The following is an 18,930-nucleotide window of genomic DNA, read 5'->3' on the forward strand; positions in this document are numbered from 1 at the left end:
ACCCCCGTGCACCTCGGGCATCTCGGGCGCAGCAGGCGCACCGCGACGGCGGTCGCCGCCGCCGTCATCGGCGGCCTTCTCGGCGGCGCGGTGCCGGGCTCGGCGCAGGCGGTCCCGGGGGCGGGCCCGAACGAGCGCCCGAAGGCCGCGCCGTTCGCCCCGGGGGACCCGGTCGCCCCCACGACCTCCTCCCCCACGGCCTCCTCGACCTCGGCCTCCTCGACCTCGGCCTCCTCCGCGGGCTCCGCCTCCGCGCGCGTGCCCGCCGTCTGGCCGCGCCCGCAGTCGCTGACCGCCGCCGGGCCCGCCGTAACCCTCGGGGACGAGGTGACGCTGCTCGCGGACGACGACGCCGATCCGTACGCCCTCGCCGCCCTGCGCGAGCTGCTGCGGGCCGCCGGGGTGCGGACCGTCCACACCGGACTCCCGGGCCGGGGGCCGCTCTTCCGGGTCGCGGGCCCCTCCGGCGAGGCCGCCGAGGACGCGCTGAGCGCCCTGCGGGTGCCCGACCGGCTCGATCTGCCGCGCGGCGGCTACCGGCTCGCCACGGGCCGTCTCGGGGGCCGTGACACGGTCGTCCTGGACGGGGTGGGCGGCGACGGAGCGTTCCACGCCGTGCAGACGCTGCGTCAGCTCCTCGGCGGTGGCCGGGAGATCCCGGGGGTCGTCGTGCGCGACTGGCCGGGCACGGCCGAGCGCGGGATCACCGAGGGCTTCTACGGGACGCCGTGGACGGCCGGCCAGCGGCTCGCCCAGATCGACTTCCTGGGCCGGACCAAGCAGAACCGCTATCTGTACGCGCCCGGCGACGACCCGTACCGGGGCGTGCAGTGGCGCGACCCCTACCCGGCCGCGCAGCAGGCCGAGTTCCGCACGCTCGCGGAGCGGGCCCGCGCCAACCACGTGACGCTCGGCTGGGCCGTGGCGCCCGCCCAGTCCATGTGCCTGTCCTCGGGCCGCGACATGGCGGCCCTGACGCGGAAGCTCGACGCGATGTGGGCGCTCGGGGTGCGCTCCTTCCAGCTCCAGTTCCAGGACGCCTCGTACGACGAGTGGCACTGCGACCGGGACGCCGACACCTTCGGGCGGGGCCCCGAGGCCGCCGCGTCCGCCCACGCGCGCGTGGCGAACACGGTCGCCCGCCACCTCGCCGAGCGGTATCCGGACGCCGAGCCGCTGACGGTGATGCCGACGGAGTACTACCAGGACGGCGCGACCGCCTACCGCACCCGGCTCGGCGAGGCGCTCGACGCGGACGTGCGGGTGGTCTGGACCGGCGTCGGCGTCGTGCCGCGCTCGATCACCGGCGGGGAGCTGGCGCGGACCCGGGCCGCCCTGCGCCATCCGCTGGTCACCATGGACAACTACCCGGTCAACGACTACGCGCAGGACCGGCTGTTCCTCGGCCCCGCGACGGGCCGGGAGCCGGCCGTGGCCGCCGGTTCCGCGGCCTTCCTCGCGCTCGCGATGGAGCAGCCCGCGGCCTCCCGCGTCCCGCTCTTCACCACCGCCGACTACGCCTGGAACCCGCGCGGCTACCGGCCGGAGGAGTCCTGGCGGGCGGCCGTCGACGACCTCGCGGGCCCGGAGCCCGCCGCCCGCGAGGCGCTGCGGGCGCTCGCGGGGAACGGCGCCTCCTCGGTGCTCGACCCGGCGGCCGAATCGGCGTACCTGAAGCCCCTCCTGGCGGCCTTCTGGGCCTCGCGCACGAGCGCGGGGACCGACGCGGCCCCCGGCCGGGAGAAGGCGGCGCGGGAGCTGCGGGCCGCGTTCACCGTGATGCGCGAGGCCCCGGGGCGGCTCGCGGGCACCGCCGGCGGCAGCCTCGACGACGAGACCGGCCCCTGGCTGGAGCGGCTCTCCCGGTACGGCCGGGCGGGCGAGACGGCGGTCGACATGCTGGTCGCCCAGGAGTCCGGTGACGGGGCGGCGGCCTGGCGGGCGCAGTTGAGCCTGGAGTCTCTGCGGAAGGACCTCGCGGCGGGCCGGGTGACGGTCGGCGCGGGGGTGCTCGACCCGTTCCTCACGCGCGCGGTGGACCGGGCGAAGGCCTGGACCGGTGCCGACCGGACGCCGAAGGCCCGTGCCGACCGCGCCACCGACTCGTACACCGTGCGGCTCGACCGGGCGCGGCCCGTGGAGGCCCTGACGGTGATGACGGATCCGGGTGCCGGTGACCCGCGGGACGCGCGCGTGGAGGCGTACGTCGAGGGCGAGGGCTGGCGGCCGCTCGGTCCGCTGTCGGCGTCCGGCTGGACGCAGACCGAGCTCAAGGGGCTGCGGGCGGAGGCGCTGCGGGTGGTGTGGAGCGGCGACGGGCCGGCGCCCGCGGTGCGCTCGCTGGTGCCGTGGTTCGCGGACGGGCCGCGCGCGGCGCTCGGCCTGGCCCGGACGGAGACGGACGCGGAGATCGGCGGCCCGGCCCAGCGGGTCGACGTGGAGTTGTCGGGCCTGCGCGCGGGCGAGGTGCGGGGGCCGCTGACGGCGAAGGCCCCGAAGGGGATCACGGTCACGCTGCCGGGGCAGGCGGTGGTCGAGCGCGGCGCCCGGTCGACCGTGCCCCTGGAGGTGTCGGTGGCGCCGGACGCGCACGCGGGCACGTACCGGGTACCGGTGTCGTTCGCGGGCGAGGAGCGGGTGCTGACGGTGCGGGCCTTCCCCCGTACGGCGGGCCCGGATCTTGCGCGGACGGCGACGGCCTCCTCCTCGGGCGACGAGACGCCGGACTTCCCGGCCGCCCTCGCGGTGGACGGCGATCCGGCCACCCGCTGGTCCTCGCCGGCGGAGGACGGCGCCTGGTGGCAGCTGGAGCTGCCGGAGCCGGCCCGGATAGGGCAGGTGGTGCTGCACTGGCAGGACGCGTACGCCTCCCGTTACCGGGTGCAGGTCTCGGCCGACGGGCGCGTGTGGCGTACGGCGGCGACGGTCGCGGAGGGCCGGGGCGGCCGGGAGTCGGTACGGATGGACGCGGCGGACACGCGCTTCCTGCGGGTGCAGGGCGACGCGCGGGCGACGCAGTACGGCTATTCGCTCTGGTCGGTGGAGACCTACGCGGTGGCCGGGCAGCAGCGGCCGGAGCCGCCGGGTCGGCCCGCCCGGACGCCGGCGGAGCCGCCGGCGGGGGCCGAGGGCGGCACGGTGCCGGACGACGCGCCGGAGGGCGTGCAGGAGGGCACGCCGGAGGAGCGGCCCGCCCCCTGAGGGGCACACCGCTCCCCGTGCCGTACCCGCCCCCGCGTCCGTACCCGTGAGATGCGCGTACGGACGCGAAAGGCCCGGCTCAACCCGTCGTCAGCGCCCTCACGGGGGCGTCGGCGACGGAGTCGATCCGGGCCATCACATCCTCGGCGCCGTACGGCTGGAGGTACGGCAGCCAGCGGGGGTCCCGGTGTCCGGTCCCGATGATCCGCCAGGCCAGGCCGGTGGGCGGGGCCGGTTGGTGGCGCAGCCGCCAGCCGATCTCGCGCAGGTGCCGGTCGGCCTTGACGTGGTTGCAGCGGCGGCAGGCCGCCACCACGTTCTCCCAGGCGTGCGTGCCCCCGCGGCTGCGGGGGATGACGTGGTCGACGCTGGTCGCGACGCCCCCGCAGTACATGCAGCGCCCGCCGTCACGTGCGAAGAGGGCTCTGCGGGTCAAGGGAACGGGCCCCCGGTAGGGGACCCGCACGAAGCGCTTCAGTCGCACCACGCTGGGCGCGGGGACGACTTGGGTCTCGCTGTGCAGGAAGGCGCCGGATTCCTCGAGGCAGAGAGCCTTGTTCTCCAGGACGAGGACGAGTGCGCGGCGGAGCGGTACGACGCCGAGCGGCTCGTACGACGCGTTGAGGACCAGGACATGCGGCACGGATGCCTCCTATGACGCCGGCGGCGCGTGGCTCGCGCCGGGACGAACTGCTCTCAGTCTCTCCTCATGCCTGGTCGGAACGCCACCACGTACCGGGATCGGGGTGACGGGCCCGGCGTGTTCTCGACCACATCGGCATGTCTCCTTCTCTTTGCCCGGGTGAGGTCCGTCTCTCCCTCGAACAGGGCTACGGGACCATGTCCGACGCCCCGTTACTGTGGATGGTCTGCGTACGCGATGCCTGGAGGTCCCCCCGTGCTTTGGTCCGCCCCAGCGGCTGCCACCGAACCCGAGCCCATTCCGGTGACCCTCGACGAGGCGGCGGAGAAGGCCACGAACGCGGCGAGCTGGGTGGAGGAGAACTGGTCCACCTGGCTGAACACGGGCCTGCGCATCCTGCTGATCCTGATCGTCGCGCTACTGCTGCGGATGGCCGTCCGGCGGGCCCTGACGAAGCTGATCGAGCGGATGAACCGTTCGGCGCAGGCAGTGGAGGGGACGGCCCTGGGCGGTCTCCTCGTCAACACCGAGCGCCGTCGGCAGCGCTCGGAGGCGATCGGTTCGGTCCTGCGTTCGGTGGCGTCGTTCCTGATCCTGGGCACGGCCGGGCTGATGATCCTGGGCGCTTTCAAGATCGACCTGGCGCCGCTGCTCGCCTCGGCCGGTGTGGCCGGTGTGGCGATCGGTTTCGGCGCGCGGAACCTGGTGACGGACTTCCTGTCGGGTGTCTTCATGATCCTGGAGGACCAGTACGGCGTGGGTGACTCGGTCGACGCGGGCGTGGCCTCCGGCGAGGTCGTGGAGGTCGGCCTGCGGGTGACCAAGCTGCGCGGCGTGGACGGCGAGATCTGGTACGTGCGGAACGGCGAGATCAAGCGGATAGGGAACCTCAGCCAGGGCTGGGCGACGGCGGGCGTGGACGTGACCGTCCGGCCGACGGAGGACCTGGAGAAGGTGAGGTCGGTGATCGTCGAGGCGGCGGAGGCCATGGCCAAGGAAGAGCCGTGGAACGAGCGCCTCTGGGGTCCGGTGGAGGTCCTCGGCCTCAGCGAGGTGCTGCTCGACTCGATGACCGTCCGGGTCTCGGCGAAGACGATGCCGGGGAAGGCACTGGGCGTGGAGCGCGAGCTGCGCTGGCGGATCAAGCAGGGCCTGGACCGGGCCGGCATCCGGATCGTGGGCGGGCTTCCGGCGCAGGCCGAGGAGTCGGCCGCGGATCCGACCGCGGGCATGGCGGCGCCGTCGGCCTTCTCCTCGGCGACCTCGCCGCAGTCGGCGGCGGCGACCCCGCTGCCGAAGGCGGACCTCCAGAAGTAGCTACCCGGACAGAACGCGCGCGTGCGCGACGCCCCCGCAGGTAACGCTTTGGTTGCCTTCGGGGGCGTCTCGCGTGCCCGGGTATTGACGGCCCCGTGACGGCCGCCTTATTTTCCTCCCATCGAATAGGAAACTTTCCTAACAGTGAAGTCGGGGAGACGGGCCGCCACGAGGCAGCAGAATGGCCCGACCAGGAACCGAAGGGCAGGTGCGACCTCATGGCCGGTACGACCCCGGGAACCCCCGGCACGCCGCGCGTGCTGCGCGCCATGAACGACCGGGCCGCCCTGGACCTGCTCCTGGAGCACGGCCCCCTCTCGCGGACCCGGATCGGCAAGCTCACCGGCCTGTCCAAGCCGACCGCCTCCCAGCTGCTCGCCCGCCTCGAAGCGGCCGGTCTCGTCGTCGCCACCGGCACCACCGCGGGCCGGCCCGGACCGAACGCCCAGCTCTACGCGGTGAACGCGCGGGCCGCGTACGCCGCCGGACTCGACGTCAACCCGTTCCGCATCCACGCCGCCGTCGCCGACATCACGGGCGAGATCGTCGGCGAGTACGAGCTCCGCACCCCCGGGCGCGCCGCCTCCGGAGTCGTCCGCCAGGTCACCGACGCCCTCGACGGGGCCGTCAAGGCGGCCGGGATCACCCGCGAGGACGTCCGGCGCCTGGTCATCGGCACCCCCGGCGCCTTCGACCCGGCCACCGGGCACCTGCGGTACGCCTCCCACCTGCCCGGCTGGCACTCCCCCACCCTCCTGGAGGAGCTGGCCGCCGTCCTGCCGATGCCGTTCGAGTACGAGAACGACGTCAACCTCGTCGCCGTCGCCGAACAGCGTGTCGGCGCGGCCCGCGGTCACACGGACTTCGCCCTGCTGTGGAACGAGGAGGGCCTCGGCGCCGCCCTCGTCCTCGGCGGGCGGCTGCACCGCGGCTTCACCGGCGGCGCCGGTGAGGTCGGCTTCCTGCCCGTGCCCGGCACCCCGCTCGTACGCCAGGTCACCAAGGCCAACTCCGGCGGCTTCCAGGAGCTCGCCGGCGTCCAGGCCGTGCCCCGGATCGCCCGCGCCATCGGGATCGACACCCCCGAGCAGCCGTACGTGGCGATCGCGAGCGGACTGCTCGCGCACGCCGCCGAGGCGCACGGCGAGGACCCCCGGTACGCGGAGCTGCTCGACCGGTACGCCGAGCGCGTCGCCATCGGACTCGCCTCGATCGTCGCCGTCCTCGACCCCGAACTCATCGTGCTCTCCGGTGACGTCCTCGTCGCCGGCGGCGAACCCCTCCGCGCGCGCGTGCAGTCCGAACTCGCCGACCTCGCCGCCTCCCGGCCACGGCTCGTGCTCGCCTCCGTCCCCCGGCGCCCCGTGCTGCGCGGCGCCCTGGAAAGCGCCCTCGCCACCACGCGCGACGAGGTCTTCGACACCTCTCGCTGACCGTCCCTGCCCCTCCGCACGCCCCGACCCGCCCCAGGGAGACACCGTCATGCCCGTCCCTCCGCGCAGAGCAGCCGCAGCGCTCGCCGCCACCGCCTCGATAGCCCTCTTCGCCTCCGCCTGTACGGGCTCCGCGAACAACGCGGCCTCCGACGACCCCAAGGCCGAGACGACCATCACCTTCTGGCACGGCTGGTCGGCGCCCGCCGAGGTCAAGGCGATCCAGAACAACATCGACCGCTTCATGAAGGCCCACCCGAACATCAAGGTGAAGGTCGTCGGCGACATCAACGACGCCAAGCTCGGCCAGGCCCTGCGCGCGGGCGGTTCCAACGGGCCGGACGTGGCCGCCTCCTTCACCACGTCCAACGTCGGCAAGTTCTGCCACACCGGCGCCCTGGCGGACCTGAAGCCCTTCCTGGACAAGGACAAGGTCGACCTCGACAAGACCTTCTCGAAGGTCCTCCAGAACTACACCCAGTTCGAGGGCAGGCGCTGCTCCCTGCCGCTGCTCTCCGACGCCTACGGCCTCTACTACAACAAGGACGCCTTCCGGAAGGCCGGTCTCGACCCCGAGGCCCCGCCGAAGACCTGGTCCCAGTTCGCCGAGGTGGCCAAGAAGCTCACCAAGACCAAGGGCGACAGCTACGAGCAGCTCGGCTTCATGCCGAACTACCTCGGCTACGAGACCGTCCCGAGCCACTACATGTCGCAGTGGGACCACACGTACTTCGACGAGAGCGGCAAGTCGCTCCTCGCCAAGGACCCCGGCTTCGCCGAGATGCTGACCTACCAGAAGTCGCTGGTCGACGGCCTGGGCGGGTTCGCGAAGCTGGACAAGTACCGCACCACCTTCGGTGACGAGTGGGGCGCCAAGCACCCCTTCCACACCGGCCAGGTCGCCATGCAGCTGGACGGCGAGTGGCGGCTCAACTTCATCAAGGACGCCGGCGTGAAGCTCGACGTCGGTGTCGCGCCGCTGCCCGTCGCCGACGACGAGGTCGCCGAGTACGGCAAGGGCTACCTCTCCGGCACGATCATCGGCATCGCGCCACAGAGCAAGAAGCAGAACGCGGCCTGGGAACTCGTCAAGTACATGACGATGGACACCGACGCCGTGGTGAACTTCGCCAACGACATCGGCAACGTCCCCTCCACCCTGGAGGCGCTGAAGTCGCCGAACCTGAAGTTCGACGCGCGCTTCAAGACCTTCCTGGACATCGCCAAGCACCCGCAGTCCACCACCTCCGACGGCGCGGTGAACGGCACCACGTACCAGGACACCTTCCAGGACTTCGCCCAGAAGTACGAGAAGGGCCAGATCCCGGACCTGAAGAAGGGTCTCGCGGACACGGCCGCCCAGATCGACCGCGACATCGCCCAGGCGAAGTAAGCCCCGGGACCGGTATCTCATGTCCGACACCCTCGCCGGGCGTCAGGCGGCGCTGCGGTCGAAGCGCGTGCGCAACGCGCTTCGCACCGCGGCGTTCATGTCGCCCTGGCTCATCGGCTTCAGCGTCTTCTTCGCGTACCCGCTCGTCTCGACCGTCTACTTCTCCTTCATGAAGTACGACGGGCTCAACCCGCCGACCTGGCGGGGCCTGGAGAACTGGGACTACGTCTTCTCCGACCTGCCGAAGTTCTGGCCGGCGATGCAGAACACCCTCTGGCTCGCGGTCGTCATGGTCGCCTGCCGGGTCGCGTTCGGCCTCGGCATCGGCCTGCTCGTCACCAAGATCAAGACCGGTGTGGGCGTCTTCCGCACCCTGTTCTACCTGCCGTACCTTGCCCCGCCGGTGGCCGCGACACTGGCCTTCGTCTTCCTGCTCAACCCGGGCACGGGGCCGGTCAACTCGCTCCTGGAGGCCGTCGGGATCCCTGCGCCCTCCTGGTTCAACGACACCGCGTGGGCCAAGCCGGCCCTGACCGTCCTCGCCGTGTGGGGCGTCGGGGACCTCATGGTCATCTTCATGGCCGCGCTGCTCGACGTACCGAAGGAGCAGTACGAGGCGGCCGAGCTGGACGGGGCCTCGGCCTGGCAGCGCTTCCGCTACGTCACCCTGCCGAACATCTCGCCGATCATCCTCTTCGCGGTGGTCACCGGGATCATCGGCGCGATGCAGTACTACACCCAGCCGATCGTGGCGGCGAAGGTCGCCTCGGGCGTGATGGGCGGCTCCGGCCAGACCTTCGAACCGGGCTACCCCGACGACTCCACGCTCACACTGCCGCAGCTGGTCTACGACCTCGGCTTCGGCCGCTTCGACTACGGCGCGGCCAGCGTCGTGTCCCTCGTCCTGTTCGCCCTCTCCATGGCCTTCACGGCGCTGCTCATGCGCCGGCGGGGCGGCCTGATCGGCTCGGGTGACTGATCCATGACCTCCACATCCATCCTCGACCGGCCCGTCCGCCGGGCGTCCGCCGGAGCCGCCGAGAAGACGGCCCGCCGCAAGGCGCTCCTGCACTGGATCGCCGTGCACTCCCTCGGGATCGCCGCGGCCCTGTTCTTCGTGCTGCCGTTCGTCTTCGTCTTCCTGACGTCCGTGATGAGCGACCAGCAGGCACTCACCCGCGACCTCACGCCGAACACCTGGCACTGGGACAACTACGTCCGGGTCTTCGAGACCCCGGGCTTCCTGAGCTGGTGGAAGAACTCGCTGCTGTACGCCGGACTCGGCACCGCGCTCGTGGTGGTGTCCTCGGTCCCGGTGGCGTACGCGCTCGCCAAGTTCCGCTTCCGCGGCCGGCATCTGTCGCTGCTGCTCGTCATCTCGATGATGATGCTGCCGCCGCAGGTGATCATCATCCCGATGTACCTGTTCTGGGCCAAGCAGCTGGACCTCTCCGGAACGCTCTGGCCGCTGATCGTCCCGATGGCGTTCGGTGACGCCTTCGCGATCTTCCTGCTCCGCCAGTTCCTGCTGACGATCCCGAACGAGTACATCGAGGCCGCCAGGATCGACGGCTGCGGCGAACTGCGCACCCTGCTCAAGGTCGTGCTCCCGATGGCGAAGCCCGGCATCGCCGCCGTGGCCCTCTTCCAGTTCTTCTACTGCTGGAACGACTACTTCGGACCCCAGATCTACACCTCCGAGAACCCGGCGGCCTACACGCTGAGTTACGGCCTGGAGTCCTTCAAGGGCGCGCACCACACCGACTGGAATCTGACCATGGCCGCGACCGTCCTGGTCATGGCCCCTGTGATCCTCGTCTTCTTCTTCGCCCAGAAGGCGTTCGTCGAGGGAGTCACACTGACCGGAGTGAAGGGCTGACTCACACCATGAAGCTCACTGTCGTGGGGGGCGGTTCCACCTACACCCCCGAACTGATCGACGGATTCGCGCGGCTGCGCGACACCCTGCCCCTCACCGAACTCGTCCTCGTCGACCCGGCCGCGGACCGGCTCGACCTGGTCGGCGGGCTCGCCCGGCGGATCTTCGCCAAGCAGGACCACGCGGGGAGGATCACCACCACCTCCGACCTCGACGCCGGGGTCGAGGGCGCCGACGCCGTCCTGCTCCAGCTGCGGGTCGGCGGACAGGCCGCCCGCGAACAGGACGAGACCTGGCCGCTGGAGTGCGGCTGCGTCGGCCAGGAGACCACCGGCGCCGGCGGTCTCGCCAAGGCGCTGCGCACCGTCCCCGTCGTCCTGGACATCGCGGAGCGGGTCCGCCGCGCCAACCCGGACGCCTGGATCATCGACTTCACCAACCCCGTCGGCATCGTCACGCGCGCGCTGCTCCAGGCCGGCCACAAGGCCGTCGGCCTGTGCAACGTGGCCATCGGCTTCCAGCGGAAGTTCGCGAGGCTCCTCGACGTGGCCCCGTCCGAGGTCCACCTGGACCACGTCGGGCTCAACCACCTGACCTGGGAGCGTGCCGTACGCCTCGGGGGCCCCGAGGGCGAGAACGTGCTGCCCCGGCTGCTCGCCGAGCACGGTGACGCGATCGCCGACGACCTGAGGCTGCCGCGCCCGGTCCTGGACCGGCTCGGCGTCGTCCCCTCGTACTACCTGCGCTACTTCTACGCGCACGACGAGGTCGTCCGGGAGCTCGGCAGCAAGCCCTCGCGGGCCGCCGAGGTCGCCGCGATGGAGAAGGAACTCCTGGAGATGTACGGGGACCCGGCGCTCGACGAGAAGCCGGCCCTGCTCGCCAAGCGCGGCGGCGCCTTCTACTCGGAGGCGGCCGTGGACCTGGCCGCCTCCCTGCTCGGCGGCGGGGGCTCGCCGTACCAGGTGGTCAACACGTACAACAACGGCACGCTGCCGTTCCTGCCGGACGACGCCGTCATCGAGACGCAGGCCGCGGTCGGCGCCCACGGTGCCGCGCCGCTGCCGGTCGCGCCGGTGGACCCGCTGTACGCCGGCCTGGTCGCGAACGTCACGGCCTACGAGGACCTGGCGCTCGAAGCGGCGCTGCGCGGCGGCCGGGACCGGGTGTTCAAGGCGCTGCTCGCGCACCCGCTGGTGGGTCAGTACGCGTACGCCGACGGGCTCACCGACCGGCTGATCGCGCACAACCGGGAGCACCTCGCGTGGGCGTGAACCTGAACGGCGTGCTCCTCGCGATCGACGCGGGGAACAGCAAGACCGACGTCGCGGTCCTCGCCCCGGACGGCACCGTCCTCGGCGCGGCGCGCGGCGGCGGGTTCCAGCCGCCGGTGGTGGGGGTGGAGACGGCCGTCGACACCCTGGCGGAGATCGTCGGGCGGGCGTGGGCGGAGGCCGGCGGCGCCGGTCTCCCCCCGGCGTTCGCCCATGTCGCGGCCTGTCTCGCCAACGCGGACCTGCCGGTGGAGGAGACCGCCCTCCAGGCCGAACTCCTGCGCAGGGGCTGGAGCCGGTCGGTGCGGGTGCACAACGACACCTTCGCGATCCTGCGGGCCGGGCTCGACGAGCCGCGCGGTGTCGCGGTGGTGTGCGGGGCGGGCATCAACTGTGTCGGCATGACCCCGGACGGCCGGACCGCGCGCTTCCCCGCGATCGGCAAGATCTCCGGGGACTGGGGCGGCGGCAGCGGCATGGCCGAGGAGGCGCTCTGGTTCGCGGCGCGCGCCGAGGACGGGCGCGGCGAGCCGTCCGAGCTGGCGCGGGCGCTGCCGGCGCACTTCGGTCTGGAGACGATGTACGCGCTGATCGAGGCGCTGCACCTGGGACTTGTGCCCTTCGAGCGGCGGCACGAGCTGACGCCGGTGCTGTTCCGGGTGAGCGCGGACGGCGACCCGGTCGCGCTGTCGCTGGTGCACCGGCTCGCCGAGGAGGTCGTCGCGCTGTCGGCGGTCGCGCTCGGGCGGCTCGGACTCCTGGAGGAGGAGGCGCCGGTGATGCTGGGCGGCAGCGTGCTCGCGGCGCGGCATCCGCAGCTGGAGGCGAAGATCCGGGAACTCCTCGCCGAGCGGGCGCCCGAGGCCGTCATCGGCTTCGTGACGGCGCCGCCGGTTCTCGGGGCGGGGCTGCTGGCCCTGGACGAGGTGGCGGCGGGCCCGGAGGCGGCGGCCCGGCTGCGGGAGCGCTACGGGGCCTGAGTGGCCTGTCGGCCCTGCCGGGCCTGTGGGGGTGTGATCGTGGGGCGTTTCCTCTGCCGGAGGAGACGCCCCGCAGGCATGTTCACCTGTTCGAGCGATGTCCGATACGGAACCGATCACGGCCGAGTGACGTATTCAGAGTGAGGGGATTCGCCCCTCGATGGGAGGGGGTTCGCCCCTTCGGCATGAGGGGGTTCGCCCGCGGATGTGCCGGGGGCATGCGGCACGATAAGAACAAGATCCAGTCAATCCCGGTGTGCGGACGGCCCCCTGCGGCCATACTGCAGGCCGGACCGGCCGAAGTCGGCGACCCAGGGGGAGGTCACGTGACACACCCGCCGAACGCACCCGCCGCCCCGGCGGCGCGGAGCACGGCGCAGGCGCCCGCGCGCCCGGCCGGCGTGCCCGCGCAGCCGTCGCCCGCGCCGGGCGCCGCCCCGCCCGCGGGGCGCAGCGCCTGGGACGTGGGCCGGGAGCGGCTGCGGGTCGCCACGACGACCGAGCCGGGCCGGCTCCAGATCCTCGGGGCCGTTCTCGCGCTGCTCGTCGTCGCGTTCGGGGCCGTCACCGCCTTCCAGGTCGACGACCGGACGACCGCCGCCGACGACGTCGTCAGCCGCAGCCAGCCGCTGTCCGCCGACGCCGCCGCGATCTACCGCTCCCTCGCCGACGCGGACACCACCGCCGCCGGCGGCTTCCTCGCGGGCACCCTGGAGCCCGCCGACTCCCGCGCGCGGTACGACCGGGACATCGCCACCGCCGCCCGGCTGCTCGTCAAGGCCGCCGCGAGCACGGACGGTTCGGGCGAGTCGGCCCGCGAGATCGCCACCCTCAACGAACAGCTCCCGCGCTACACGGGCCTGGTCGAGCGCGCCCGCGCCGCCAACCGGCAGGGCCTCCCGCTGGGCGGGGCCTATCTGCGGTACGCCAACCAGCAGATGACCAGCATCCTGCTGCCCGCCGCCGAGCGGCTGTACGAGGCCGAGACGGTACGGCTCCACAAGGACGACGAGTCGGCCCGCACCTGGCCGTTCCTCGCCCTGGGCCTCGGACTGCTCACCCTCGCCGCCCTGGTCTGGGCCCAGCGCCGCACCTACACGCGGACGAACCGGGTCTTCAACCACGGGCTGCTCGCCGCCACCGCCGCCACGCTGACCGTGCTGCTCTGGCTGCTCGCCGCGCACACCGTCGCCCGCAGCGGCCTCGACGACGCGCGCACGCACGGGCAGGAATCCCTCCAGGCCCTCAACACGGCCCGGATCGGCTCGCTCACGGCCCGCGCCAACGAACTCCTGACCCTGGTCGCCCGGGGCGCCGTCCTCACCGAGGACGGCAAGAACGACAAGTACGAGGCCGAGTACACGTCGAGCACGGACACCCTGACGGACGCGCTCGCCACGGCTCGGGAGCTGGCCGACGACGACGCCGGCCGCGTCCCCGTCGACGAGGCCGCCTCGCGCACGGCCGAGTGGAAGCAGCGTCACAAGGACGCCCGCGCCAAGGACGAGGCGGGCGACTTCGAGGGCGCCCTCGGCCGTATCGTCGGCCCCAAGGACTCGGCGCAGTCGACGGGGCAGTCCTTCGACCAGGTCGACGCCGCCCTGGACCGTGCCCTGGCGCACGAGCAGACCGAGTTCACCCGCTCCGCCGGGGACGCCAGGGACGCGCTGACGGCCCTGCCGCTCGGCGCGCTGGCCCTCGGGATCCTGGGCGCGGCGGGCGCCGTGCTCGGCATCAACCGCAGACTGTCGGAGTACCGGTGAGAGGGGGCGGGATGCCGAACGGCACGTACCCGCTGGCGCGGCGGACGGCGCAGCGCTTCCGGGGCTGGGGCGGGGTGGCCGCGATGGCCGTGGCCTGCGGGCTCACCGCCTCGCTCACCCTGCTCCCGCTGGCCCACGGCGGCGGCGACGCGGCGGCCGTACCCGGCGTCGCGGGGCCGGGGCCCGGCGTCGGCACCGGGGTCCAGGTCAAGGCGGACACCTGCGACAAGCCCTGGGCCTCCCTCACCCCCTCGACGGCGGACGGCCCCTCCATCGAGGCGATCAAGCAGCGCGGCAAGCTCGTCGTCGGCGTCGACCAGTCCAGCTACCGCTGGGGCTACCGCAACCCGGAGACCCGCGCGCTCGAAGGCTTCGACATCGATCTCGCGCGGGCCATCGCCAAGGACATCCTGGGCAGCCCGGACGCCGTCATCTTCCGGGCCATCCCCACGAACCAGCGGATCGCCGCCCTCGACAGCGGCAAGGTCGACCTCGTCGTGCGCACCATGACGATCAACTGCAAGCGCATCCAGCAGGCCGCCTTCTCCACCGCCTACTTCCAGGCCGGCCAGCAGGTCCTCGCGCCCAAGCAGGCCACGGACATCACCGGCTACGACACCTCGCTCAAGGGCAAGCGGGTCTGCACCGCCGAGGGCTCCACGGCCTACGAGGCCCTGGAGGAGAAGTCCTTCGGCGCGCTCTTCAAGGACGAGGCCGACGGCACCAAGGACGACAAGGACCTGCTGACCGTTCCCAACCAGCTGGACTGCCTGGCCCGGCTCCAGATGGGCGAGGTCGACGCCGTCGTCACCGACAACGCCCTGGCGGCCGGACAGGCCGCCCAGGACCCGGCGGTCGAGCTCAAGGGCACCCCGTTCACCACCGAGTACTACGGCGTGGCCGCCAAGCTCGGCAACGACGACCTGGTCCGCCGGGTCAACCAGGTCCTCGTGGGCTACCGCCAGGGACCCTGGCAACAGGCGTACAAGCACTGGCTGGAGAAGGACCTGCCGGGGATAACCGGTCCGCCCGCTCCCCTGTACAAGTAGCGCCGGGCAGCCCCGTACAGCCAGCCCTGTACACGGAGAGGAAGAGGTGATCGATGGGCGTCACGGGACCCCCTGGGCCGGTGATGGACCGGGACGAGGTGGACCGTGCGCTGGCGCGCCTCGGAGCCGAGCACAAGGCGGTCGAGGACTCGCTCCTCGCGCTCCAGGACCACGCGGGCCGCAGGCTGCTCGAAGGGGCGGAGCTGACCGGCACGACCCGGGACCGCTGGGCGGCGACCGAGCGGACCATCACCCTGCTCTGGACCTGCTTCGACGTGTACACCGGCGCCCTGCGGGACGCCCGCGAGGTGCGCGCCCGGCGCCGCTGGCCCGGCCGTGACGAGCTCGTGGAGCTGACCGACCGGCTGCGCGGCGAGAGCGTCCACGTGGCGGGCGGCGCGGGCGAACAGGGTCTGCTCACCGAGCGGTTCACCCTGGAGGGCCTCGTCCGGCGGATGAACGAGCTGTACGCGTCCTCGCTGGACGTGGTGGTGACCGCCGACGCGGTCTGGTCGGCGCTGCCCGCCCGGATAGACCTCCTCGCCGCCGAACTGGGCCGGACGCGCTCGCTCGCGCACTCGGTCGGCGTACGGCCCGGGGAGCACCCGGCGGGCGACGAGCTGGAGGACATCACCGCCGAGTTGACCGCCCTGCGTTCCCAGGTCGTCACCGATCCGCTGGCCTTCTGGCGCCCGGCGGCGGGGAGTTCGGCGCCCGGCGGGGGCCGTCCCGACACCGAGCGGTACGACCGGGCGGCCCTGGCCCTGGAGGACATCCGGCGGGAGATCGAGGCGGTGCTCGCGGTCCGGCAGGACTCCGAGGACCGGCTGCTCCGGCTGCGGGACGTGCTGTCGCGGGCGGACCGGACGCTCGCCGAGGCGCGGGCCGCGCGCGGCGAGGTCCTCGCGAAGATCGCCGCCTCCGAGGTGCCGGCCGTCAGCGGGCCGCCGATCGTACTGCAGGAGCGGCTCGTGGCGGCCGCCGAGTACCGCAGGCACGCCCAGTGGCACCGGCTCTCCCCGCTCCTGGAGTCCCTGGAGCGTGAGGCGGAGGACGAACTGCTGCGGGCCCGGGAGTCGCTGACCGCGGTCACGGCCCCGCTCGCGGTCCGGGCGGAGCTGCGCGGCAGGCTCGACGCGTACAAGGCGAAGGTGGCGCGGCTCGGTGCGGCGGAGGATCCGCTGCTCGTGGAGCGGTACGACGCGGCCCGCCGGATGCTGTGGAGCGCGCCCTGCGATCTGCGGGTCGCGGAACAGGCCGTCCTGCGCTACCAGCAGGCGGCGGCGGACGTACTGTCCGGCCCGAGAGACGCGGGAGGACGACAGTGGTGAGCGGGGAACAGTGGTGAGCGGCGGGGAGACGGGCGTGGGGAGCTGTCAGCGTCCTTCGTGCGAGGGTTCGTACGAGGACATGGGAGGCGGCGAGCTGTACTGCGACACCTGCGGCCTCGCCCCGGTGGTCGCGGCAGGCGGGCTCATCGGCTCGACGCCCACGGGGGTGGCGGTGCCGGGCAGGGGCACGGGCACGGGCGGCGGCGCCGGGGGCGGCTCGGGCATCGGGGGGCCGGACTCCAGCTCCTCGCGGAGCAGTTCGCGGGCGTCCTCGCGGGCCTCGTCGCGCTCGTCGACCTCCCGCCGTTCGGTCTCCGGGCGGCTCTCGCGCTCGCTCTCCGGGGCCTCCACGTCCCGCTCCGTGTCGGTGCGCAGTTCCGGGACGTCGACCGGTCAGTCCGCCCGCAACCGGCTGGGCGCCGGTCTGGTGACGATCCCCGAGGTGCCGCGTCCGGACCCGCGGGCGGCGGTCATGGAGAACCCCGAGGTTCCCGAGCGGAAGCGTTTCTGCTCCCGTTCGGACTGCGGCGCGCCCGTGGGCCGTTCGCGCGGTGAGCGGCCGGGCCGCACGGAGGGCTTCTGCACCAAGTGCGGGCACCCGTACTCGTTCGTGCCGAAGCTGCGCGGCGGGGACATCGTCCACGGCCAGTACGAGGTCGCGGGCTGTCTCGCGCACGGCGGCCTCGGCTGGATCTACCTCGCCGTCGACCGGGCCGTCTCCGACCGCTGGGTCGTCCTCAAGGGCCTCCTCGACACCGGCGACCAGGACGCCATGGCCGCCGCGATCTCCGAGCGGCGCTTCCTCGCCGAGATCGAGCACTCCAACATCGTCCGCATCTACAACTTCGTCGAGCACCTCGACCAGCGGACCGGCTCCATGGACGGCTACATCGTCATGGAGTACGTCGGCGGCAAGTCCCTCAAGGAGATCGCCAACGACCGGCGCACCCCGGACGGCCGGCGCGATCCGCTGCCGGTCGAGCAGGCCTGCGCGTACGGGATCGAGGCCCTGGAGGCGCTCGGCCACCTGCACAGCCGCAATCTGCTGTACTGCGACTTCAAGGTCGACAACGCCATCCAGTCCGAGGACCAGCTGAAGCTCATCGACATGGGCGCGGTCCGGCGGATGGACGACGACGAGTCCGCGATCTACGGCACCGTCGGCTACCAGGCGCCCGAGGTGGCCGAGGTCGGCCCGTCGGTGGCGAGCGACCTGTACACGGTGGCGCGCACCCTCGCGGTGATGACCTTCGACTTCCAGGGCTACACGAACGTCTTCGTGGACTCGCTGCCCGACCCGGACAACATCACGGTCTTCCGGATGTACGAGTCGTTCTACCGCTTCCTGGTCCGCGCCACCGACCCGGACCCGGCACGCCGGTTCGCCTCCGCGCAGGAGATGGCGGAGCAGTTGACGGGTGTGCTGCGGGAGGTCGTGGCGCTCCAGTCGGGGCGGCCGCGGCCGGCGCTGTCGACGCTGTTCGGCACGGAGGTACGGGTCACGGACACGGCCCTGTTCGCCGAACTGACGGAGGACGTGTCCCTGCTCGGGGCCCGCCGGGGCCGCAAGCAGCCCGCACTGCCCGCCGCCGCGCCGGGGGCCGTGTCCGGGCCCGCACTGCCGGGCGCCGCGCCCGGTGGCGTGTCAGGCTCGGCGCCCGCGGTCGTGCCGCCCGCCGGGTCCGGTGCCGAGGCCCCCGCCACCGCACCCGAGCTCGGGCTCGGGCTCGGGGCGCTGCTCGCGCCGCTCGACACGCCCGCCACCGCGCTCGCGCTGCCCGTCCCGCGCGTCGACACGGGCGACCCCAACGCCGGTTTCCTCGCCGGTCTCGCCGCCGCCGCGCCCGGCGAGCTGCTCGCCGCGCTGCAGGCCGCGCCCGCGCCCTCCGCCGAGCTGCGGCTGCGGACCCTGCGGGCCGAGCTGGAGCTGGGCGACCTGCCGTCCGCCGCCCGGACGCTGGCCGGTCTCGAGGAGCGCGACCCGGACGACTGGCGGGTCGTCTGGTACCGGGGCGTCACCTCCCTGGTGACCGGCGACCACGAGCACGCGGCGCTCGCCTTCGACGCGGTCTACGACGCCTTCCCCGGCGAGCCCTCGCCGAAGCTGGCCCTCGGGATCTGCGCCGAGGTGCTGGGTCAGCTGGACAACGCCGCCGAGTACTACCGCCTGGTGTGGGCCACCGACCCGAGCTTCGTCAGCGCCGCCTTCGGGCTCGCCCGGGTGCAGCTCGCCGCCGGGGACCGGAATGGAGCCGTACAGACCCTTGAGTCCGTGCCGGAGGCCTCGATCCACTACACGGCGGCGCGGGTCGCGACCGTGCGGGCGCGGCTGCGGCGGCGCCCGGCGTGGGAGCCGCTCGCCGCCGATCTGACGGCGGCCGCCGCGCAGGTCTCGGCGCTCCAGGGCTTCGGTCTGGACGCCGTGCGCCGGGAGCAGTTGTCGACGGAGGTCCTCGGGACCGCCCTCGACTGGGTACTCTCCGGGAGTCCCGGTGCGGAACCGGGCGGCGGCACGCTGCTGCTCGGGAGTGAACTGGACGAGCGCGGACTGCGCTTCGGCCTCGAACGCTCGTACCGGGTGCTGGCCCGGCTCGCCCAGCGGGGCGAGGAGAGGATCGAACTGGTGGAGCGGGCCAACCGCTTCCGCCCCCGGACGTGGGTGTGAGG

General features: G+C 73.1%; 13 protein-coding genes. 12 read left to right on the plus strand and 1 reads right to left on the minus strand.

Annotated features, from left to right (window positions below; all coding sequences use genetic code 11):
- The first annotated feature begins 6 nt into the window (after positions 1–6).
- Positions 7–3,201 carry a beta-N-acetylglucosaminidase domain-containing protein gene (locus ACIP8Z_RS15110; protein ID WP_402083217.1) on the plus strand — a complete coding sequence of 1,065 codons (3,195 nt, stop codon included), beginning with the start codon at positions 7–9 and terminating at the stop codon, positions 3,199–3,201.
- 79 nt (positions 3,202–3,280) lie between these two features.
- Here the strand turns inward: ACIP8Z_RS15110 and ACIP8Z_RS15115 are convergent, their stop codons facing one another.
- Positions 3,281–3,844 (minus strand): HNH endonuclease, encoded by a 564-nt coding sequence (locus ACIP8Z_RS15115; RefSeq protein WP_030325842.1) that lies wholly within the window; start codon positions 3,842–3,844, stop codon positions 3,281–3,283.
- 237 nt (positions 3,845–4,081) lie between these two features.
- Here ACIP8Z_RS15115 and ACIP8Z_RS15120 point away from each other — a divergent pair, with 237 nt between their 5' ends.
- The 11 genes from ACIP8Z_RS15120 (at position 4,082) to ACIP8Z_RS15170 (ending at position 18,928) form a co-directional block, all read left to right on the plus strand.
- Complete coding sequence (locus tag ACIP8Z_RS15120; protein WP_402083219.1) at positions 4,082–5,161, plus strand: mechanosensitive ion channel family protein; 1,080 nt, start codon at positions 4,082–4,084, stop codon at positions 5,159–5,161.
- Between the two features lie 218 nt (positions 5,162–5,379).
- Positions 5,380–6,594 (plus strand): ROK family protein, encoded by a 1,215-nt coding sequence (locus tag ACIP8Z_RS15125; RefSeq protein ID WP_402083222.1) that lies wholly within the window; start codon positions 5,380–5,382, stop codon positions 6,592–6,594.
- A gap of 49 nt (positions 6,595–6,643) precedes the next feature.
- On the plus strand, positions 6,644–7,987 hold the full coding sequence (locus ACIP8Z_RS15130; RefSeq protein WP_402083224.1) for an ABC transporter substrate-binding protein: 1,344 nt from the start codon (positions 6,644–6,646) through the stop codon (positions 7,985–7,987).
- Positions 7,988–8,006: 19 nt separating this feature from the next.
- Positions 8,007–8,966 carry a carbohydrate ABC transporter permease gene (locus ACIP8Z_RS15135; RefSeq protein ID WP_402083227.1) on the plus strand — a complete coding sequence of 320 codons (960 nt, stop codon included), beginning with the start codon at positions 8,007–8,009 and terminating at the stop codon, positions 8,964–8,966.
- Positions 8,967–8,969: 3 nt separating this feature from the next.
- Positions 8,970–9,866 (plus strand): carbohydrate ABC transporter permease, encoded by an 897-nt coding sequence (locus tag ACIP8Z_RS15140; RefSeq protein ID WP_402083230.1) that lies wholly within the window; start codon positions 8,970–8,972, stop codon positions 9,864–9,866.
- Positions 9,867–9,874: 8 nt separating this feature from the next.
- Entirely contained in the window at positions 9,875–11,140 is a 1,266-nt protein-coding gene (locus tag ACIP8Z_RS15145; protein WP_402083233.1) for a 6-phospho-beta-glucosidase, read from the plus strand.
- Positions 11,131–12,120, plus strand: coding sequence for an N-acetylglucosamine kinase (locus ACIP8Z_RS15150; RefSeq protein WP_402083236.1), 990 nt, complete (start codon positions 11,131–11,133; stop codon positions 12,118–12,120). Before ACIP8Z_RS15145 ends, ACIP8Z_RS15150 begins: the two co-directional genes overlap by 10 nt.
- Positions 12,121–12,446: 326 nt before the next feature.
- Positions 12,447–13,883, plus strand: coding sequence for a hypothetical protein (locus ACIP8Z_RS15155; RefSeq protein ID WP_402083239.1), 1,437 nt, complete (start codon positions 12,447–12,449; stop codon positions 13,881–13,883).
- An 11-nt stretch (positions 13,884–13,894) separates the two neighbouring features.
- Positions 13,895–14,932, plus strand: coding sequence for a glutamate ABC transporter substrate-binding protein (locus ACIP8Z_RS15160; protein WP_402083242.1), 1,038 nt, complete (start codon positions 13,895–13,897; stop codon positions 14,930–14,932).
- Between the two features lie 53 nt (positions 14,933–14,985).
- Positions 14,986–16,263: a hypothetical protein gene (locus ACIP8Z_RS15165; RefSeq protein ID WP_402083245.1), complete on the plus strand. Its 1,278-nt coding sequence runs from the start codon at positions 14,986–14,988 to the stop codon at positions 16,261–16,263.
- 79 nt (positions 16,264–16,342) lie between these two features.
- Positions 16,343–18,928, plus strand: coding sequence for a tetratricopeptide repeat protein (locus ACIP8Z_RS15170; RefSeq protein WP_402083248.1), 2,586 nt, complete (start codon positions 16,343–16,345; stop codon positions 18,926–18,928).
- Positions 18,929–18,930: the final 2 nt, after the last annotated feature.

Origin of the sequence: Streptomyces sp. NPDC088553 (assembly GCF_044752965.1) — a bacterium.
GTDB lineage: Bacteria > Actinomycetota > Actinomycetes > Streptomycetales > Streptomycetaceae > Streptomyces.